Genomic DNA, 19670 nt, shown 5'->3' on the forward strand with positions numbered 1-19670 from the left:
TGAGATGCTTATTTAAAGCCTCTACGCAGGTTTGTACCGATGACTTTAAACCACGTCACATGCGGTGGACCTTCCCAACCTCTACGCACGCCAGCAACCAGTAATGCGACACGTTCTGAATCAGAACCTGCTAAATAACCGATGACATCGACATCCAACACGCTGATTGGGTTTTTATACGTTTCCTTATGAACAACCTTGCTACCACGCGTCGCAGACTTAACCGTGACTTGGTACTCAGTGACCATCGCTGTGTTACCGAAGTCTGGTTGTCCTTTTAGTTTCTTCTGTACTTGGTAGGTTAAACGATCATCGCCATAGCCAATCGGGCCACCCATCAAATTAGCTTGCTCGCTCTCGACTATTGAGTACTTCACAAACTGTTGCTTGATGATTTTATTACCTGCAGCCCAATAAGCAGCAAAGCTTTTAGCGTCTGTTGTCGAGCCTGGGTTACTTTTATATTCTTGTTTCCAAAGAATTTTATCGGTCACCAAGTCTTGGATATAGATGTTTAGCATGTAGATTCCAGCGGCTTCATCTGGCGGCTCAACCGCGTATGCAAATTTTCCATCAGCTGACCAACCTAGCGGATAAAAAACCGCTTCGATCATAGGGATACCACTTGGGCCCGACTGGAAACTGGCAAAACGCTGCTGAACAACATCACTTAGTAATAAGGGTAATGGTGCGTCAATCGTTGGAACTACCGTTCCTGCTTCCTCTGCTGGTATGTTGCGCTCTATCGTTTCCACATTATCCGCAGTGGTATTAGGGGCTGGCATCATCTCAGTTTTTACTGCTTCGCCACCCACGCCGGGGATCTGTAAACTCACAGGTGCTAAGCGTTCTGCTTCCTTAATGATAGGTGCGACCACTGTTCTTGGCTCTTTGTCATCACTGCATCCGGCCAGCAACAATAGCGACAAGCTGATTGCTGTGTATTTTATTACGCTCATCTAACACTCCTTGATATGATGTTTTGCAGATTTTAACTGATCTATTGTTTAAGATTGATCATATTCTAAATAATTCACTTATCAAGGTTATTAGTTATGTCGTATGAGGTCACCGTTCAACCTAGCGGACATATATTTGAACTCGCTGAAAACGAGACGGTGCTTGATGGCGCATTACGTCATGGCATATTGCTACCTTACAGTTGTCGCGGTGGTTCTTGTGGCACGTGTTTTGGCTCGGTACTGAGTGGTAAAATTAATTTCCCCGATGGTTTGCCAATGGGTTTGATGGAAAGTGACCGAGATGCAGGCAAGGCCTTGTTTTGTGTCGCTACCGCTGAGTCAGACATCACGATAGATATTCGTGAAGTGCGTCGCATTCAAGAGATTGAAGTTAAGACGCTACCTGCCAAAGTGATTTCCGTTAAAAAACTCGCGCCTGATGTCATGGAGGTGCGCTTAGCGTTACCGCCAACGCAACGCCTACAATTTCGCGCTGGCCAATACATCGACTTTCTTCTCAGAAATAAACGCCGTCGTGCATTTTCGATTGCTAACGCGCCAGTGAATGATGAATTCCTTGAGCTGCACATCCGTCATGTTGAAGGCGGTGAATTCACGAGCATGGTGTTTGAGAGGTTTCACGTGAAAACATTGGTGCGTATTGAAGCGCCACTGGGTAATTTCTATATTCGTGAAGAATCTAACCGCCCTTTGATACTTGTGGCTGGCGGGACGGGCTTTGCTCCGCTGAAAGGGATGATCGAACAATTACGGTCTGAGGAAGATACACGACCGATTCATTTGTATTGGGGTGGTCGAGCAAAGGTTGATTTGTACCATCTTGAACTGGCGGAGAGTTGGGCTAGGGAAGAGCGTTTTGAATTTATTCCGGTGTTGTCCGATAAAGCTGAAGGGGATAATTGGCAAGGTAGGGAAGGCTATGTCCATTCAGCGGTGGCTAGAGACTTTCCAGATTTATCGGGCCATGATGTTTATATGGCAGGGCCACCACCAATGATTGTGGCGGCGACGGCTGCATTTGTTGCGCAAGGGTTACCTAGAGAGCAGTTGTTTGCAGACTCGTTTGAGTTTAGTGATGATTAAACTTACATGGCATTAAAACGTTAGGCATTTAGCTAAGCGTTTCTACGACAGATTTTGATCCCGTACTGAGGAGTCCAACAGCTTGTTGGACTTTTAAGCAACTGACTTATTTAGTGATTAAGCAAAAGCACCGCTTTGAAAATCCTTAAATGCCTGTAAAACCTCTGCTTTAGTATTCATTACGAATGGCCCACCACGCTCAACTGGCTCATTTAAAGGAGCGGCTGAGATAAAGATAAACCGTGTGTCTGCAGCCGTTGATGTTAACTTAACCAACTCACCACGACTCAATACACCGAGTTGCTTCTCTGCTAACGCTGTTTCTTTATCGCCCACTAACAGCCCACCTTCCAATACATAGATAAGCGTATGGTCGTCCGTCGGTAATACTTGACTAAAACTAGCACCTTTCGGCAAGTCGACATCTAAATACATCGGGTAGATAAACTGATTAACCACTGGGCCTGTCGTACCTTTGTCGGTTGTCCCAGCAATCACGCGCACCGCACACCCATTTTCATGTTGCTCGGTAGGTACTTGTGACGAGGTATATTCTTGGTACAAAGGCTCGCACATTTTTTGTGATGCGGGAAGGTTGACCCAAAGCTGAAAGCCCATCATCAAGCCTTCTTCTTGTTCTGGCATTTCGGAGTGAAGGATTCCTCTTCCAGCAGTGATCCATTGAATATCACCCGGGCCGATCACACCGACATTGCCCATGCTGTCTTTGTGACGCATGCGACCTGCGATCATATAAGTGACTGTTTCAAAACCTCGATGTGGATGCTCAGGGAAACCACCAATATAGTCCATCGGCTTGTCAGTACCAAAAGCATCGAGCAATAAGAAAGGATCAATCATGTCCAACTCTTGATTACCGATCAGGCGTGTCATCTTAACGCCATCGCCATCACTCGTTTTCATACCTGCGCTGATATGCACTAAGTCTCTTACTTGTTGCTTACTCTCGGTCATGATTATCTCCTGTCATTGATCTATCAGTCACTCAAGCAAACATTAGCAGCTCGTTTATTAGTGAGCTAATTTACTCTTTCGCAGTAAGTCTTCAAGAATAGGCGTAAATATTGTTTCCATCGCCAGTGACATTTTATTACCCGGCACAACAATGGTATTTCGACGAGACATAAACGAATGCTCAATCATATTAAGCAGGAAAGGGAAGTCGATGCCGTATTTTCCTGGGCGCTTAAAACGAATAACGACCTTACTCTCATCTAATGAAGGAATGTCACGCGCCACAAAAGGATTTGAGGTATCGACCATTGGTACCCGCTGAAAATTAACATCAGTATTAGAAAACTGCGGCGCTATGTAATTGACGTAGTCAGGCATGCGACGCAGAATTGTTTCAACAACTTGTTCTTCGTCATAGCCACGCTCTTCATGATCACGGTGTACTTTTTGAATCCACTCTAAGTTAATCGTTGGCACGACACCGATGCCAAAATCGACATGTGGACGTAAATTTACACACTGCTCTTTGTCCGTGACCATACCGTGCAGACCTTCGTACATTAGTAACTCACTGTCTGGGATAATATCTTCCCAAGGTGTAAAGCCACCCAACTCAAGCTCCATGCCTAAACGGGCAGTCTGCTCTTTTACACGCTCTTTACTATGTAAGTAAAAGCGACTCCGAGCGTTCCCCGTTTCACCGTAATTTCTGAAACACTCTTGTAGTGCTAGAAAATCGTTAGCCTCAGGGCCGAAGTGACTAAAATTATTATTACCTTCTAATGCCGCTTTCTTTACCGCTTTTTGAAATTCATCTCGGGTGACATTGTGGAAGCAATCTCCAGCAATGATCGCTGCTTTCATACCTTCACGACGGAAAATATTCATGAAAGCATTTCTAACATAGGTCGTACCTGCACCAGATGAACCAGTAACAGCAACAATAGGATGCTTCGCAGACATAGGCAGTATTTCCAAGTAAGAGGGTTGCTTTATTTAGTGAGTTTAATGCAACGAGAAGCAGGGTGTAAAACTTAATTAGAAAAACAAGGATAGTGATCGGTCAGTCTGATTGAAAAACAAGCTATGACTTCCACTTATCGAGTCATTAATTAGACGCTTGACGGTCATTATCTAGATTAATGAACCTGAACGAGCTTGACTTATTTTCATTTCCACAGGCCTTCAAAAGCTGTGGATAAGTCTGTTGATAGAGACTGAGCATCCCCTATGAGCCTTATAAAACCTACCGTTTGTCGAGTTGATCGTTTTTAAGCCATTTTTATTTTTTATATATTTATCAATAACTTGAAGTATACAGTAAAGATCGAACAAACAGAATACACCGTTTGTTCATTTTATGTTCACGATGAGCGGTAATGTGAATAACTTACTTAACAATTAATTCAATCCCCTATATTAGCCGAATCGTTAAGCTAACATTCAGCAAAAGTTAAGGAGAATAGCCGCCACTTATCGGGGAGTAGACCGCTTAGTCTGTTACTTACTTAAAGTAGACAACTAATACTAAAGTACAGCCAATGGCTCATCTAACTCGTTGTTTAGCGACATCTTTGATATTGCAACCGTTTTATTCCTCAAAACCTGTGGATAACTTTGTTGACAACTTACAAATAAGCGCTTTAGAGCTAGTAATATCAAGGGGTTTTACTAAAAATATCTTTTTTAGGCGTTTTTATAACATTCCTTTACAATCAAACACTTAGCCTGTTAAACCTGATCTTTATTCTTGTTATTATTCTCTATGTTAACTTTTTGTTACACAGGATTTAATATTGTGAATAAGTCAATATGTGAATTCTTGAGATGTTGACACTACATCTTGTGTTTAAATATTTGTAACTTAGTAAAGAGCGCAATTTTAGGTATGAAAGCGCAGTCCTTATTGGTGTACAATATCCGATTTTCTTAGAGTCGACATTTCAATGAGTCAAGCAACAAACGGTACACCCAAAAACGGTCGCGTAGGCATGATTAGTCTGGGGTGTCCCAAGGCACTCGTCGATTCGGAGCGCATTCTCACACAACTACGCACAGAAGGCTATGAGATTTCACCTGATTATCAAGGTGCAGACGTCGTTGTTGTAAATACTTGCGGATTTATCGACTCAGCGGTTGAAGAATCACTCGATGCCATCGGTGAAGCGATGGAAGAAAACGGTAAAGTTATCGTGACAGGTTGTCTTGGCGCTGACTCTGAGAGAGTCCTTCAGGCACATCCTGGCGTTCTTGCGGTGAGTGGCCCACATGCTTATAAAGAAGTAATGACAGCGGTACATGCGGTCTCTCCTCCTAAGCACGATCCTTTCTTAGACCTTGTTCCACCACAAGGTATCAAACTGACGCCTGCACATTACGCTTACCTTAAAATTTCGGAAGGCTGTAATCACCGTTGTTCGTTCTGCATCATCCCCTCTATGCGTGGTGACTTAGTAACTCGCTCTATTGGCGAAGTTATGCAAGAAGCTGAGAACTTGGCAAAAGCCGGTGTTAAAGAATTATTAGTTGTTTCACAAGACACCAGTGCTTACGGTGTTGATGTGAAGTATCAAACGGGTTTCTGGAATGGACGCCCTATTAAGTCTCACATTCAGCAGTTGGCTGAAGCGTTAGGCGAGTTGGGTATTTGGGTACGCTTACATTATGTATACCCTTACCCGCACGTGGATAAGCTGATTCCATTAATGGCTGAAGGTAAGATCCTTCCATACTTAGATATTCCATTCCAGCATGCGAGTCACCGTATCTTGAAAGATATGCGTCGTCCGGCTCATGCTGAGAAAGTTTTGGATCGTTTAAAAGTATGGCGCGACATCTGCCCAGACATAACTGTACGTAGTACCTTTATTACAGGTTTTCCTGGTGAGACGGAAGAAGACTTCGAAACACTGTTAGGCTTTATTAAAGAAGCACGCTTAAACCGCGTGGGTTGTTTTACTTATTCTCCTGTAGAGGGAGCAACAGCCAATGCGCTACCGAATCATGTACCTGAAGACGTCAAGCAAGATCGCTTGGAACGCTTCATGGCCGTTCAGGCGGGCATTAGTGCTGAGATTCTTTCAACGAATGTTGGCAAGCGTATGACCGTGTTGACGGATAGTTATGAAGATAACTTAACCATTGCTCGTAGTAAAATGGATGCACCGGAGATTGATGGTGTGGTACATATTGAAGGCGAAATGTTAGAACCCGGTCAGTTTGTTGACGTTGAGATTACTCGCGCTGATGATCATGACTTGTGGGGCACAATCGTCGAATAACACCTGTATTAAATGAATTAAACTAAAATTTATAGGAACAGAACATGAAAAAGACACTTGTAGCAGCTTGTTTAGCAACATTACTGAGCACTGGCAGCGTAATGGCTGCTGACTCAGCAGAAAAGCTGACATCAGAAGATGACCGTTTAAGCTATAGCCTTGGCATGTTGATTGGTGAGCGTATTCTTAAGCAGTACTCTGAAGACATTAACTACTATGTGATGTTGGAAGGTATTCGTGCTGCGCATACTGGTAAAGAGACATTGCTGACAATGGATGAAGCTCAATCAGTGATGCAGGCAAGTGAAGACAATGCAGCACAAGCAGGTATTGCAGAAGCTAAGGCGTCTGGCGTAGCTTATATGGCTGAAAATGCTAAAAAAGAAGGCATTAAGACTACCGACAGTGGTATTCAGTATGAAGTGATCGCTGAAGGTACAGGTCCAAGTCCTAAAGCAACGGATAAAGTGAGTGTTCATTATGTTGGTCAGCTGACTGATGGAACAACATTTGACAGCTCTGTTGATCGTGGCGAGCCTGCTGAGTTCGGTTTGAATCAGGTTATTCCGGGTTGGACTGAAGGTGTTCAGTTGATGAATAAGGGTAGTAAGTTCCGTTTCGTGATTCCTTCTGAGCTAGCGTATGGCGATCAAGGTGCGGGTGCTAGTATTGGACCTGGCGAGACGCTAGTATTTGAAGTTGAGTTACTAGACATTCTGACACCTGCGACAGAAGAGAAATAGTAAGGAAGTAACAGCGATGCAACGTATTACCGCACAATCACCTAGCGCACAGAGCGCTATGGCATTAGTAACCAAGCTTCAACAGCAATTGGTTAGCCGTATGGAAGCGATCAGCCATGAGGTAGGTAACAAACAAGCGTTTGAGCCTATCGAGTGGTTTCGTAACGATGGGAAGTTTGGTGGTGGTATACGTTGCGTGGCTACGGATGAGTCGGTATTTAACCGAGGCTCGGTTAATGTTTCTCAGGTTCAGTATGAAGCGGATGACACTAAGTCATTAGCCTCTGCAACGGCCCTGTCGAGCATCATTCATCCTAAAAATCCTTTGGCACCGTCGGTTCACTTGCATGTGAGCTGGACGGAGCTTAAGAGTGGTCATGCTTATTGGCGTGTCATGGCGGATTTAAACCCTGCGATTGAAAATCCAGAAGCGACTGCAAAATTTCGTGAAACCTTGATGGCCGCTGCGCCTGAGCAATGTGATTCTGCATTTGAACAAGGTGATCGTTATTTCTTTATCCCTGCACTCGATCGACATCGTGGTGTGTGTCATTTTTATCTGGAAAATTACCAGACGGATGACAAAGCTGCTGATAGCGACATGGCAGTGCAGGTGATCAGTAACATCATTGATTGCTACGCAGAAATTTTAGCGGACGCTCTGACTAAAACTCCAGAAACGACCGAGTCTCACCTAGCACAACAACGTGCTTACCATACGCTGTATCTATTCCAAGTGTTGACGCTTGACCGTGGAACAACCTCAGGTCTGTTAGTTCATGACCAAAATGATGTTGGGATACTGGGTTCTCTACCATCACATATTGATGGTGATTTACTTGATTCTTGGCAGCATAAAGTACCCGAGCCACAACATGAGTTAGTGATGGGTTTGGTTGCGTGTACTGAGATGGTGTCTGGTACTTGTTACATTGATGACGAGACTAAGCAAGCATTGGCTATTACGGTGCGTGAACATTATAAAAAGCACCCTAAGGCACTCGACTTCCAAGCAAGTGGCAACACAATACCGACTACAGTGTCTAACCACCGCTAAAAGTCCGTAACTGCTCAGTTATCTAAGAAAAAATTACCGAGATAATGTGTCTGCTAGTTAGCGAAGCGTTTCTAGTTGTTTGAACAACTTATAAGTAATTCAAAACACGCGCCCTGCTCACTGGGTTTGTAGCTAATTGAGCCTTTCCACGTTTGTAATAACGCTTGAACAATTCCCAAGCCCAAACCTGTTCCACCATTATCGCGCTTAGTGGTGAAGAAGGGCGTGAAGATGTTTTCTTGATTGGCTTTAGAGATACCCCTGCCGTTATCTTGGACGTTTATAACCGTGTCAGTTTCAAGCTGTGATATAGATAACGTCACACGATTAGCGCCGTGTTGTAGGCTATTTTCAAACAAGTTACTAAGAACTGTTTCTAAGGCAACGGGGGCAATGTTTAGCCAGAGTGTGTCCGCCTTGTCTTCCTCATTAAACGTGTAGTGTACTAATAAGCCTCTCTCCTCGTAACGGCTTTTCAGCATACGCAAAATGGGGTACAGATCGGTTCGTTCGTTGGCTGGTTGCAAGGCATCGGCTCGGGCTTGCTCTAGTAGTCGATTAACCAAACGGCGTAGGCGCTGAGTATCCTCGTAGAGGTTCGTTAAGAACCGTTGACGCTGTTCGGCTGGCATATCGTCAGCATGTTCCTGAAGAAGCTCTAGCGCGCCTTGCATGGCCGTTAATGGGGTCTTAAACTCGTGTGAAACGTGGGAAGCAAAGCGATCGATATACGTCGAACGTTCATGCAGTGCTTCGGACATTTCTGCAAAGCTTCGTGACAGTTGCGCTAGCTCATAGGTACCAGGTTGGTGAAGTGGCTCCACCATTTGCTGCTCGCCTTTAGTGACTTTCTGAGTCTGTTTAATAAGGTCACGAATCGGTCGTGATAAACGTGCAGAAATAAACAGGACCAACGACCCTGCGACTAACACCAAAATCAAACCAAGAAAGATCAACCGTCCTCGTATTTGATACATGTGCTTGAGGATGTTTTGCGGTGTGCGAGATAGGTAAACGACACCGTAAACCTTCTTTTCATCAATAATGGGATAGGCAATAAACACGCGGATACTGGTACCACGACTAATCGACGCTAATGGCGGCAGTGGTTCGTCCGACACTCGCTCACGAATAACCGCTTTGTAGTGACCTTTTAGGGCTGTACTAACTTCTTGAACGTGTTTAAGCGACTGACCAACTTCTCCTCGACCTGCAATCACAACACCGTTTTCATCTAACAAACGCATACCTGCCAAGGTCACACGTTGCGCTTCGACCAAGATATTTTGCATTCTCTGGCCCGCTTGGCGTGCCTTTGGACTCGATGCTATCTGTGCTGCGCGGGCATCCTCTCGTCTTGGCAGTACATCAACATTGGCAAGATCCAACGTTGGGTCGATAGGTGTGTAATAGGGTGTGGAAACTGTTCTGCCATAGGACGTGGTTGTACGCGGCATGGGCGTTACGCTGCTTTGTCCAATCAGTGCTCGATACGTTGACGCCATAACCGCCGCTTGCGATATCAACTGTTCTTCTGTGCGATGGACCAACTCATTTTCGTAAAACCTAAACAAAAACACACTGGCAATCGGTAGCACTAATACCGATAACATTACGACTAATAAGATTGTGCGCAGTCGATAAAGACGTCGGTTACGAGGTATCGCGTTTATTGGCATGACGAGAGCTTGTAACCCACACTGTGTAACGTTTCGATCACTGTCTCACAGCCAACCGCGGCTAATTTACTGCGGATATGTCGAATGTGACTATCAATAGTGCGGTCGCTGACATGAATGTTAAATTCATACGCGCCACTCATAATGCTGTCGCGGCTAAACACGCGTGTTGGTTGGCGTAAAAACTGACTGAGAATAGCAAATTCAGTGGCAGTCAGATGCACACTTGTTTCATCCCACCAGATGGCATGTTGCTCTGTGTCCATTTTTAATAGGCCATGTTGTAATCGAGTATTGTCTTCTGACTCTGTCGTCACTTGGCCTTGTGTACGCTTCAAGATGGCATTGATACGAGCGACTAATTCGCGCGGACTAAACGGTTTTGTGACGTAGTCGTCACCGCCAATTTCTAATCCTAAAATACGGTCGATCTCATCGTCACGTGATGACAGAAAAAGAATAGGGACTTCGGTGACTTTACGTAGCTCACGACAGCAGGTCAGTCCGTCCATTTCTGGCATATTAATATCAAGCACGATTAGATCGGTTGGGTTTTGCTCAAATAATTCGAGCGCTTGCTGGCCATTTTCTGCAAGTTGAACATTCATATCCGCTTTTTCGAGGGCGAAGTTAATCACTTCACGAATATGCGGGTCATCATCCACAACCATTATGTATTTTTTACTCATTGCGGCGCTCCTCGCAAAAATTTCCCGGGGTCTAAATAAAACGTGCGTTGCCAAGCGGCATAGGTCCCATGGCGATAAGCCCATATACGAGGAAACACGCTTTTGATCGTATAATGCAGGTGAGGGGATTTACCTTGGGCATTTCCCGTTGTGCCCACTGTGCCTATTTGCTCTCCCGCTGACACGACACGATACCATGGAACCGACACATTATTTAGATGCGCAAAGTAATGAAAACGCCAGTTAGCACCTAGCATGTAAACCACCTTCCCGCCTCGTCCGTAGCTGCCGCTATACAACACAATACCGCCCGTTGCAGCGCGTACAGGTGTGCCTTTTTTTGCAAATATATCGATGCCTTTATGGACGCCTGATAGCCCCCATGGGTAGTACCAAAACGACTGTTGGTTCCAATCTTTTGTTGAAGCGCCATCAACCGGCATAACGTTATTTTCTTCCGGCAAGAAGCCCAATAAGAAAATTAAAAAAGCAAGTAACAGTAATGATTTCATAGTCCCAATTGTCCTTGATTACCTCAAGAATACAATTGCCAGGCTCTGTTTATTCAACGCATTTATTTTGCAGTTTTTGTGCAGATACGGTTATTAATAGTCTTATCTAACTAAAAGGCATAACACGTTAAAGCTTGAGAATGTTCAAGCCGTTCGTGTAAAGTCTAATCATTATCAAACTTTGGAAGGGTGCAATGGCAAACGATACGCCGATTTATAAAAAATCAGAAGCTGGCTACCGAGATAAAGCGCTTAAGATGTACCCATGGGTATGTGGCCGTTGCGCGCGTGAGTTTACGTATTCTGTATTGCGTGAATTAACGGTTCATCATGTAGATCATGATCATGACAACAACCCTGAAGATGGCAGTAATTGGGAGCTTTTATGCTTGTATTGCCATGACCATGAACACCAAAAGTATGGTGAGTTTGTTCAGTATGGGACAATGGCAGAAAAAGAAGTGAAAGTGGCCACTCACAATCCATTTGCAGACTTAAAAAATCTGATGAAAGACTAGTCGCTTGAGTAGTTAGCAATGCCTAGCTCTCGAGTGTGCTGCGTCCATCAAAAATATTGACGAGCTTCAACTTCAAAGGCGAGACTCTTTCTTGCCTTTTGACGCAATTACGACCTGCTTCTTTAGCCTTATAAAGCGCCTTATCAGCTCGCTCTATTAAAGAGCATTCGGTGCCATCATCAACACTGCAGCTGACACCTAAGCTAGCCGTCACCTTGCCTACCGTATCAAAGCACATAAACTCAATCAGGAGACGTAATTTTTCTGCTTGAACGACGGCATTTTCCAAGCTTGTATTGGGCAATATTATTAAAAATTCTTCACCTCCCCAGCGCCCAAGGACGTCGGTACTTTGTATGTTTTTTAATAAAGCCTGAGTCAAAGCCACCAACACCGAATCACCCACCTGGTGTCCATAAGTATCGTTAACATGTTTAAATTTATCAATATCTAATAGTATGATTGATAAAGGCTTTTTGTCACGCACGGAGCGTTCTAACTCCTTCGACAAGACCTCATCAAGCTTAAGTCGGTTATAAGCTTGAGTTAATGGATCCGTCACTGATAAACGCTTTAGCTCATCATTTTTATGACTCATTTCAACGTTAAGTTCTACGTATTTTTGCTTAGCTTCTTGAAGCTCTACATTTAAATCAATCAGGGTATCTAACTCTCTAATTTTCACATAAGAGGGTGGTGATTCCTCAGCCCTCTGCTGATTAATTTGGGAGATGAACTTGGTCATTGTCTCTATTGGCTGAGTAATGCGACGGGCAAATCTTTTCGATGCGACCATTAGATAAATAAAGAACGCGACGTAGAAGTTTATGATGAGCAATATGACGAGATAGCCCAAGTTTTTAGACTCCGTTTTCTGCTCATAAATTGGCGCATAGATACTTTTCATATCCGTCAAGATAACTAGCCGCCAGCCAGACTCATCAATAATGCTTTGAGTAATAAAGTACTGTTCGTTAAGAGACTGAAACTCTTTCGAGCGCAGTTGACCTGCTATGAAGTCTTGGATTACAAGATCCAGCGGCTCGGTGCCCCGTAAATAGTCATGCTTTGTATAAGGCTGTCTAACATCAATGTAGTCACTACCAATAACATTTTTATCAACTAATCCATCCAGCGCATTTGAAGAGACTAGTACTTCACCTGCTGAGTCAAGTATCAGCGCACCACTGCCCCACGGTAGATCAACAGGTAATGTCTCTTGAGCAAAAGTGTCATAAGTAAAACCCGTTTTCGCTTGATGTAATTTCTGAAATGTATTCATGCTGCGCGTGATATGTTTCAGCTTATTGTTTATATAACGTGTTTCATTTACTGACAGGTTGACCAAACTTTGATTGGCTGTTTGAGACATGACATCCATTGTTTTGTCTGTCATGTAGTTGACGCTAATAAAATAAAAGGCAATCAAAGCAACTTCTACGAAAAGAATGGGGATCATTGCTTTTCGTAGAAATTCTCGATAAATGACGGACTTTAATGATTTTTGACTACTATTATTCTGATTTTCAAATGATGTAATCATATGAGCTACTCAGTATTAAAAATAGTAACCAAACGCAGCTCTCCCGCACTTAAAGCACTATTTATTATTAAATTTTGATAAAATAATACACAAAAATTACGCCTTAGAAGTATTCAAAAGAACATATTTTAAAAATAATATCAATAAATACAAGAGCTTAAAAAATATTAGATACATTTGGTGTTACTTTATACACTATTATCAACCACTAAAGAGTGGTTTTATATTCCCCAAACTTATCATCGCCTTACGTGAAAAGTCTCAAGTGCATCGTCAACATTACCTCCGTAGTGAACAAAACACAATGGTGTATGACTTAATAATATCGTTATATTAGTCTTTTTTCTAAGAATCACCTGTGTTATTACGATTTTAACGCAGGTAATTTCTTAAGATAACCGTTGGCGAAAATCAGAGTAATTAAATTGCTTAATTATTTTTAGGTCATCACTCTGAGAGTTCCAAACAGCCAAAGCGGGTAGCTTTGTTCCGTTAAAAGTACTCGTTTTAACCATTGTATAGTGAGCCATATCTTCGAAGATAAGACGTTCGCCCACTGACAGAGGCTGTGCGAAACTATAGTCAGAAATAACATCACCTGCTAAACAGGTCAGTCCACCAAGACGATAACTATGGGCTAACGCCCCTGCTTCTGCTGCTCCCAAAATATCGGGACGGTATGGCATCTCTAATGTGTCGGGCATATGACAGGTCGCAGAAGTATCTAAAATAGCTTGGTTTACTTGATTCCACGTAATGTCCAACACCTCACTGACTAATACACCGGTGCCAATCGCAACCGCTTCTCCAGGCTCTAAATACACTTGAACCTGATACTTCTCTGAAAAGGCTTTAATTCGCTCAACCAAACCCGCTCGATCATAGTCATCTGCGGTAATGTAGTGTCGCCGCCAAAATTTACCCACTCCATTTGTACTAGAAGGTGACCAAACTTAGCTTCGACAGCATCTAGTGTCCGTGATAACGGCTCAAAGCCCTGCTCACATAAGGTATGAAAGTGAAGCCCGCTGATCTCTTCAAGCAACGACTCGTCCAACTGAGAGAGAGGTATACCTAAACGTGAACCAGGCGCACACGGGTCATAAATAGGGACGGCACCTTCTGAGTGTTCAGGGTTAATCCTTAGACCAAACGCTATGTGACGCTCTTTTAAAGCGGCTTTTATCAATGGTTGAAAACGCAGCCATTGCGACTGAGAGTTAAACACGATGTGATCCGCAAAGGTCAGCAGCTCTTTGAAGTCATCTTCACTATAAGCCGCTGAGAATACATGCACTTCTCCACCGTATTCTTCATAACCTAACCGCGCCTCGTGCAGGCCACTTGCGCAAGTACCACTTAAGTAACGACTGGTCAGCGGCGCTAAATGCCACATTGAAAATGCTTTCAATGCAGCAATGACTTTCGCACCTGACGCATCAGCAATCTCTTTCAAGATTGCGAGATTACGCTCTACGGCAACTTCATCGACCACAAAGCAAGGCGAGGGCAAGCGGGATAAATCCAGCTTGCTAAAGTCCGTAAATTGCATGATTAAACAGCCTTACCGTCAGCAGTTTGTGTCTTGCTGCTGTCATCTAAGTCAAAGTCTGTCAGCTCTAGTACCTTCCAAGGTAGGCCGTACTTGTTCATGTCTTCCATAAACGGGTCTGGATCAAACTGTTCGATATTCCATACGCCGTCGGCTTTCCACTTTTTCTCAAGCAACATCTTGGCACCGATCATGGCAGGAACACCGGTGGTGTATGAAATCGCCTGTGACTGCACTTCTTTGTAACAGTCTTGGTGATCACAAGTGTTATAGAGGTAAATAATGCGTTCCTTACCGTCTTTGATACCTTTCACTACGCAACCGATACAGGTTCGACCTTTTGTACGTGGGCCTAAGCTTGATGGGTCTGGCAACATTTGAGCAAGCAGTTGAATCGGTACAATTTCTTGGCCGTTATACATAATCGGCTCAATGCTAGTCATACCAACATTACCAAGTACTTCTAGATGCTTTAAGTAGCTATCACCAAAGCTCATCCAAAACTGAGCGCGCTTAAGTGTTGGATAGTGCTTAGTTAGCGACTCCAACTCTTCGTGGTACATACGGTAAATATTGTAAGTACCCACGTCTTCTGGGCAAGTGAAGCTAGCCTTTTTCGACATGGCAGGTGTTTCAATGAACTCACCATTTTCCCAATGACGGCACTCTGCAGTGACTTCACGAATATTGATTTCAGGGTTAAAGTTAGTCGCAAACGGATAACCATGGTCGCCACCATTAACATCAATAATGTCCAGCTCGTGAATCTCATCGAAATAATGTTTAGCGATGTAGGCTGTAAACATATTGGTCGCGCCAGGGTCAAAACCACTCCCTAGTAATGCCGTCAAACCTGCTTCTTTAAAGCGCTCGTGGTATGCCCACTGCCAGCTATATTCAAACTTTGCCGTATCTAATGGCTCGTAATTTGCCGTGTCCATATAGTCCACGCCAGCGGCTAAGCACGCGTCCATAATGGTCAAATCTTGGTAAGGCAAAGCAACATTGATCACTAGTGACGGCTGCTCTTTTTCTAACAGCTTAGTCAAGTCGGGTACATTATCCGCATCAATTTGAGCGGTGCGAATAGGGCGACTGAGTTGTTCGGCTATTGCCTTACATTTTGACTCAGTTCGACTCGCTAAAATAATCTCACTGAATATTTCAGGTAACTGCGCACATTTGTGCGTTACTACACCACCGACACCGCCGGCACCAATTATCATGACCTTAGACATAGCTATACCCCCACACACAGCATTCTGAATTAGCTGGTGCTTGTTGTTTCAGTAAAATTTAATAAATTTGTGTGATCGAGAAATTCGCGAATTTACTCTATTTCAAACTCATCTAAAAAGTTCTTCAATTGATCAAAAATTGGGTGATCCCAATCCCATAAGTTCTTCTTAAATGTATCGTGAAAATTAGCATTTTCAAACAATGCTGAATAAGCATAGCTTTTACTTTTATCTGAGCTTTTGTACTTAGCTAGCTGTGCCTCTGGAATGTGATTATGTGCTCCGGAAACAAAGCCACTAGCAGCAGACTGCATATCATCGCTTAAAGACTTTAGCAACAAAGCCTCTAACGCTCCTATGCTAGAACAATCAGGCATAATATAAACACCTACAGAGATTGCAGGGTTTTGTTTATTAACAACGCCAGCTTCAACTGGAACAGCATCACGAGGAACCAACTCATCTCTTTTTAGCTGATCGCAAATACTTTGTAGTGCCGAATCACAACTTTCATCTGCATCTCTAAAAACAACCAAGCCTTTAACATCTTCAAACTCTGCCTGATTGCTAATATTTTTCCAGACAGCTTTAAAGTTATCTTTCCCACCATAAGGGACTATCTGAAATGCTTCTTTATTTTTTCCAAGATGAGAAAGCAAGGATGACAACATGATGTGATCATCTTTTCCTTCCACAAGCAGCAAAAAAGGAGACTTAACGATTTGCATATTACTCTCCAGTTACCGTAATGGCAGGTTAAGATCAAACGCTGTCTTTATATCTTCTTCATCATGATTGATAGCAACAACCTCACCTTTTCTATTTTGCAGACGGATAACATTTAATTCATAGTTATCTTGAGCTTCCATCGCTTCATGAGCAGCAGCAATACATTCACGACTGTGTGTTGTTGCAAACACCTGAACATCATTTTTTACTGCATAGTCGATAATTGCTTTCCAAACAGAACCTAACGCTGAGTAATGAATACCATTCTCAATTTCATCAGCAATCATAATGTCTGAACCCGATAAAATTAAATTAGAGAGCATTTCCATTGACCGTGTAAAACCATGGCCGAATTGAGTGGTCGGGATTTTGTAATCTAATCCAACATCAGCATATACCATTGGTTGTGTTGACGGAGGTGCTTCAAGGTACCTTAGGCCATTTAATCGCGGCTCGATTACACTTAACGAATCAATCAGTTGTGACTCGCCATTCTTCATTAATGATACCTTGTTGAATAAACTTTTTTGCTTTTCGTAGTCTCCAATACCTATAGGTAAGATGTTTATCTTTAGAAAGTCCCGGTGAAAGTATTCTTCATATACCTTGGCGGGGACCACATTAAACCTTCCAGAGCCTGCATTAGTTATTTTTTCTGGAGTCACATATTCTTTGTACCTAGTAAAATCATCCCTAAATCTCACCCTATGTACTTCATGGTCTTGAGATCCAATATAGTGTGACGCTAACTCAACACTGAGGCTTTTATTTTTTTCTGGGTAGAGCCAACTCCAAAAGTTCTCTTTTGTCGTTATGTCATTCCCATAATTCATTCTAAATGTATTAGGCAAAGCTTTAAACTGTTGTTCATCACCCCAAAGCGTCACCAACCCCTCTAACAACCCCGTCTTACCAACATTACTATCACCCACAATCAAGTTTACCCGCTTGAGATCTTTCATCTCAAAGTCAGTAAAGTTTCGATAGTTTTTAAATTGGACGGAATCAACTAAAGGCATGATATTCACACTAAAATTAGGGCTAGGGTTAAAGTATAACTCACATTATCCAACAACCCTAAAATTGCACAAGACTAGATCAACTAGCGCTCAAAGTAGGTGTAACCCTGTAAACTGTCTCTAAATGCTTTTAACATCTGTTTTCTCATGGCAACGGATATCTTACCTTCACGCACTGCCACTTCAGCTTTCTTACGGAACTGCTCCAGCATTGTGCTAGGGCTGTATTCCACGTAACTGAGTACGTCCGAGATGCTGTCGCCCTCAAACTCACGCTGAAAATCAAAATCGCCGCCTGCATTTATTTTCACACTGACCACATTGGTATCACCAAATAGGTTATGTAAGTCTCCTAACGTTTCTTGGTACGCCCCAACTAAGAAGACCCCTAAATAATATTCTTCATCTGGCTTCAAGGGGTGCAAAGGTAGTGTATTTACATACCCTGCTGGTGATGAAAATTTATCAATTTTGCCGTCACAATCGCAGGTAATATCTGCAATGATAGCGTCGCGTGTCGGTTTTTCATCCAAACGATGAATCGGCATAATTGGGAAAATTTGGTCAATTGCCCAGACATCAGGTAATGACTGAAACAAACTAAAGTTGCCATAATAAATATCGGATAACAGCTCTGGTAGGTTTTCTAGCTCAGCAGGTACACGCGCTATACTTGGCAAAATCGCGGCAATTTTATCGAGGATTGCGAGGTTAATATTTTCTGCTAGGGCGCGTTCACGCAATGTCGCTTGGCCTCGGTGAAATAAGTCTCTCACTTCATCGCGGTAATACAACGAGTCGTTGTAGCACTCTTGGAAGTTCTTGGGTGTCACCGTGTTTAACACCGAGAACAGGTTCTTCAATACCTCAATAGTATCTTCTGGCAGGCTATCTGGCAGCTGTCCTGGCTTATGGTCACGTACGTCCAGCACATTGAACAGCAACATCGACGAATAAGCGACTGTCGCACGACCTGACTCAGACACTAACACCGGGTGATCAATCGCCATTGCATCTAACGTTTCTTTTACTGTTTCAACGATATTGACGCAGTACTCATCCAGCTGGTAATTCATGCTGTGAGTGCTATTACTACTGCTTCCTTCATAGTCCACAGCAAGTCCACCACCTAAGTCTAGATAACCCAGTGGCGCGCCTTCTGAGACTAACCCTGCATAGAAACGACAAGCTTCTGCAACGCCAGTACGGACATTTCGGATATTTGGAATCTGCGAGCCAAGGTGAGTGTGCAACATCTGCAAGCAATGCAGTTTGTCATTCGCTTTAAGCTGGTCAACCACATCTAATAAAGCAGAAGTCGATAAACCAAAAATAGAGCGATCGCCGCTATCTTCTTGCCAGTGTCCATCAACCGTAGTTGATAAGCGTAAGCGCACACCAATCAACGGCTCTATGCCTAACGCTGCGCTGCGCTCAAGAATGACTGGTAGCTCTGCTGGCGTTTCAAGTACAAAGAAGCACTGTACGCCCATTTGACGCGCATAAAGCCCTAGCTCTATAAACTCAGCATCTTTATAACCGTTGCAAATGATGAGGCTATTATTATCTTTGAGCTGAGATAACGCGATGATCAGCTCGGCTTTACTGCCCGCCTCTAAACCATGGTTATATCGCTGGCCAAACGTCGCGATCTCTTCAACCACGTGACACTGCTGGTTAACCTTGATAGGGAAGACGCCACGGTAATGGTTTTGATAATCCGCATCTTTAATTGCATTGGCAAATGCTTCGTTAAGCTGCTGAATTCTATAATCCAACAGGTTTTCGATACGTAAGATGCAAGGCATCTCCATACCACGCTCTTGCATACCTTTAACAATATCAATAATGGCGACAGAGACTTTTTCACCCTTGATATTGACCGTAACGGTCGCATCACCATTATCGGAGAGGTCAAAGTATCCCGCTCCCCACTGTTTGACGCTGTATAAATCTGCACTTTGTTCGACTGACCAGTCTGCTGCGCTATGTGGTTGATTTTGACTCATTCACAACGACTTCCATTCAAAAAATACTATAAACAACAACGCCATGGCGTTGACTCACCT

The 19670-nt window shown here is 43.4% G+C and carries 18 protein-coding genes; 5 read left to right on the forward strand and 13 right to left on the reverse strand.

Annotated elements, in window-relative coordinates; translation table 11 throughout:
- Positions 1-8: 8 nt before the first annotated feature.
- Positions 9-959: a hypothetical protein gene (locus DKT75_RS07140; protein WP_109822736.1), complete on the reverse strand. Its 951-nt coding sequence runs from the start codon at positions 957-959 to the stop codon at positions 9-11.
- Positions 960-1055: 96 nt separating this feature from the next.
- Here DKT75_RS07140 and DKT75_RS07145 point away from each other — a divergent pair, with 96 nt between their 5' ends.
- Entirely contained in the window at positions 1056-2066 is a 1011-nt protein-coding gene (locus tag DKT75_RS07145) for a CDP-6-deoxy-delta-3,4-glucoseen reductase (RefSeq protein ID WP_109822737.1), read from the forward strand.
- Positions 2067-2183: 117 nt separating this feature from the next.
- Here DKT75_RS07145 and DKT75_RS07150 read toward each other — a convergent pair whose 3' ends face one another.
- The gene (locus tag DKT75_RS07150) at positions 2184-3041 is read right to left on the reverse strand and encodes a pirin family protein (protein ID WP_109822738.1); all 858 of its coding nucleotides are present in this window, start codon (positions 3039-3041) and stop codon (positions 2184-2186) included.
- A gap of 57 nt (positions 3042-3098) precedes the next feature.
- Positions 3099-4004 carry a phosphoribulokinase gene (locus DKT75_RS07155; RefSeq protein ID WP_109822739.1) on the reverse strand — a complete coding sequence of 302 codons (906 nt, stop codon included), beginning with the start codon at positions 4002-4004 and terminating at the stop codon, positions 3099-3101.
- Positions 4005-4987: 983 nt separating this feature from the next.
- Between DKT75_RS07155 and rimO the strand changes: the two genes are divergently transcribed.
- From rimO to DKT75_RS07170, 3 genes are read left to right on the forward strand one after another with little or no spacing between them, the layout of a single operon-like run.
- Complete coding sequence (rimO, locus tag DKT75_RS07160) at positions 4988-6322, forward strand: 30S ribosomal protein S12 methylthiotransferase RimO (RefSeq protein ID WP_109822740.1); 1335 nt, start codon at positions 4988-4990, stop codon at positions 6320-6322.
- A 44-nt stretch (positions 6323-6366) separates the two neighbouring features.
- On the forward strand, positions 6367-7065 hold the full coding sequence (locus DKT75_RS22360; protein ID WP_109822741.1) for an FKBP-type peptidyl-prolyl cis-trans isomerase: 699 nt from the start codon (positions 6367-6369) through the stop codon (positions 7063-7065).
- Positions 7066-7081: 16 nt separating this feature from the next.
- Positions 7082-8122, forward strand: a complete 1041-nt coding sequence (locus DKT75_RS07170) for a coproporphyrinogen III oxidase (RefSeq protein WP_109822742.1) — start codon at positions 7082-7084, stop codon at positions 8120-8122.
- A 71-nt stretch (positions 8123-8193) separates the two neighbouring features.
- Here the strand turns inward: DKT75_RS07170 and DKT75_RS07175 are convergent, their stop codons facing one another.
- The 3 genes from DKT75_RS07175 to DKT75_RS07185 are packed head-to-tail and all read right to left on the reverse strand — an operon-like array spanning position 8194 to position 11002.
- Positions 8194-9801, reverse strand: a complete 1608-nt coding sequence (locus DKT75_RS07175) for a sensor histidine kinase (RefSeq protein ID WP_109822743.1) — start codon at positions 9799-9801, stop codon at positions 8194-8196.
- Positions 9792-10490, reverse strand: coding sequence for a response regulator transcription factor (locus DKT75_RS07180; protein WP_109822744.1), 699 nt, complete (start codon positions 10488-10490; stop codon positions 9792-9794). Before DKT75_RS07180 ends, DKT75_RS07175 begins: the two co-directional genes overlap by 10 nt.
- Entirely contained in the window at positions 10487-11002 is a 516-nt protein-coding gene (locus tag DKT75_RS07185; RefSeq protein WP_109822745.1) for a M23 family metallopeptidase, read from the reverse strand. The genes DKT75_RS07180 and DKT75_RS07185 overlap by 4 nt, the downstream gene beginning before the upstream one ends.
- Before the next feature lie 194 nt (positions 11003-11196).
- Here DKT75_RS07185 and DKT75_RS07190 point away from each other — a divergent pair, with 194 nt between their 5' ends.
- Positions 11197-11520 carry a YajD family HNH nuclease gene (locus DKT75_RS07190; protein ID WP_109822746.1) on the forward strand — a complete coding sequence of 108 codons (324 nt, stop codon included), beginning with the start codon at positions 11197-11199 and terminating at the stop codon, positions 11518-11520.
- A 22-nt stretch (positions 11521-11542) separates the two neighbouring features.
- Here the strand turns inward: DKT75_RS07190 and DKT75_RS07195 are convergent, their stop codons facing one another.
- The 7 genes from DKT75_RS07195 to speA form a co-directional block, all read right to left on the reverse strand.
- Entirely contained in the window at positions 11543-12979 is a 1437-nt protein-coding gene (locus DKT75_RS07195) for a GGDEF domain-containing protein (RefSeq protein ID WP_211665247.1), read from the reverse strand.
- A gap of 473 nt (positions 12980-13452) precedes the next feature.
- Positions 13453-13887: a type III PLP-dependent enzyme domain-containing protein gene (locus DKT75_RS22235; protein ID WP_245923120.1), complete on the reverse strand. Its 435-nt coding sequence runs from the start codon at positions 13885-13887 to the stop codon at positions 13453-13455.
- A complete protein-coding gene (locus tag DKT75_RS22240) occupies positions 13878-14615 on the reverse strand; it encodes a type III PLP-dependent enzyme domain-containing protein (protein WP_245923122.1) in 738 nt (245 codons plus the stop codon). Before DKT75_RS22240 ends, DKT75_RS22235 begins: the two co-directional genes overlap by 10 nt.
- A gap of 2 nt (positions 14616-14617) precedes the next feature.
- On the reverse strand, positions 14618-15853 hold the full coding sequence (locus tag DKT75_RS07205) for a saccharopine dehydrogenase family protein (protein WP_109822748.1): 1236 nt from the start codon (positions 15851-15853) through the stop codon (positions 14618-14620).
- A gap of 92 nt (positions 15854-15945) precedes the next feature.
- On the reverse strand, positions 15946-16581 hold the full coding sequence (locus tag DKT75_RS07210; protein ID WP_109822749.1) for a DUF3226 domain-containing protein: 636 nt from the start codon (positions 16579-16581) through the stop codon (positions 15946-15948).
- A gap of 12 nt (positions 16582-16593) precedes the next feature.
- Complete coding sequence (locus DKT75_RS07215; RefSeq protein ID WP_109822750.1) at positions 16594-17601, reverse strand: AAA family ATPase; 1008 nt, start codon at positions 17599-17601, stop codon at positions 16594-16596.
- Positions 17602-17684: 83 nt separating this feature from the next.
- Positions 17685-19610 (reverse strand): biosynthetic arginine decarboxylase, encoded by a 1926-nt coding sequence (gene speA, locus DKT75_RS07220; protein ID WP_109822751.1) that lies wholly within the window; start codon positions 19608-19610, stop codon positions 17685-17687.
- Positions 19611-19670: the final 60 nt, after the last annotated feature.

It is taken from the genome of Leucothrix arctica (assembly GCF_003172895.1).
Classification (GTDB): Bacteria; Pseudomonadota; Gammaproteobacteria; order Thiotrichales; family Thiotrichaceae; genus Leucothrix; species Leucothrix arctica.

Coding starts and splice junctions, on each gene's coding strand:
- DKT75_RS07140 (WP_109822736.1), bottom strand. CDS start 959: ATGAGCGTAATAAAATACACAGCAATCAGCTTGTCGCTATTGTTGCTG.
- DKT75_RS07145 (WP_109822737.1), top strand. CDS start 1,056: ATGTCGTATGAGGTCACCGTTCAACCTAGCGGACATATATTTGAACTC.
- DKT75_RS07150 (WP_109822738.1), bottom strand. CDS start 3,041: ATGACCGAGAGTAAGCAACAAGTAAGAGACTTAGTGCATATCAGCGCA.
- DKT75_RS07155 (WP_109822739.1), bottom strand. CDS start 4,004: ATGTCTGCGAAGCATCCTATTGTTGCTGTTACTGGTTCATCTGGTGCA.
- rimO (WP_109822740.1), top strand. CDS start 4,988: ATGAGTCAAGCAACAAACGGTACACCCAAAAACGGTCGCGTAGGCATG.
- DKT75_RS22360 (WP_109822741.1), top strand. CDS start 6,367: ATGAAAAAGACACTTGTAGCAGCTTGTTTAGCAACATTACTGAGCACT.
- DKT75_RS07170 (WP_109822742.1), top strand. CDS start 7,082: ATGCAACGTATTACCGCACAATCACCTAGCGCACAGAGCGCTATGGCA.
- DKT75_RS07175 (WP_109822743.1), bottom strand. CDS start 9,801: ATGCCAATAAACGCGATACCTCGTAACCGACGTCTTTATCGACTGCGC.
- DKT75_RS07180 (WP_109822744.1), bottom strand. CDS start 10,490: ATGAGTAAAAAATACATAATGGTTGTGGATGATGACCCGCATATTCGT.
- DKT75_RS07185 (WP_109822745.1), bottom strand. CDS start 11,002: ATGAAATCATTACTGTTACTTGCTTTTTTAATTTTCTTATTGGGCTTC.
- DKT75_RS07190 (WP_109822746.1), top strand. CDS start 11,197: ATGGCAAACGATACGCCGATTTATAAAAAATCAGAAGCTGGCTACCGA.
- DKT75_RS07195 (WP_211665247.1), bottom strand. CDS start 12,979: ATGATCCCCATTCTTTTCGTAGAAGTTGCTTTGATTGCCTTTTATTTT.
- DKT75_RS22240 (WP_245923122.1), bottom strand. CDS start 14,615: ATGCAATTTACGGACTTTAGCAAGCTGGATTTATCCCGCTTGCCCTCG.
- DKT75_RS07205 (WP_109822748.1), bottom strand. CDS start 15,853: ATGTCTAAGGTCATGATAATTGGTGCCGGCGGTGTCGGTGGTGTAGTA.
- DKT75_RS07210 (WP_109822749.1), bottom strand. CDS start 16,581: ATGCAAATCGTTAAGTCTCCTTTTTTGCTGCTTGTGGAAGGAAAAGAT.
- DKT75_RS07215 (WP_109822750.1), bottom strand. CDS start 17,601: ATGCCTTTAGTTGATTCCGTCCAATTTAAAAACTATCGAAACTTTACT.
- speA (WP_109822751.1), bottom strand. CDS start 19,610: ATGAGTCAAAATCAACCACATAGCGCAGCAGACTGGTCAGTCGAACAA.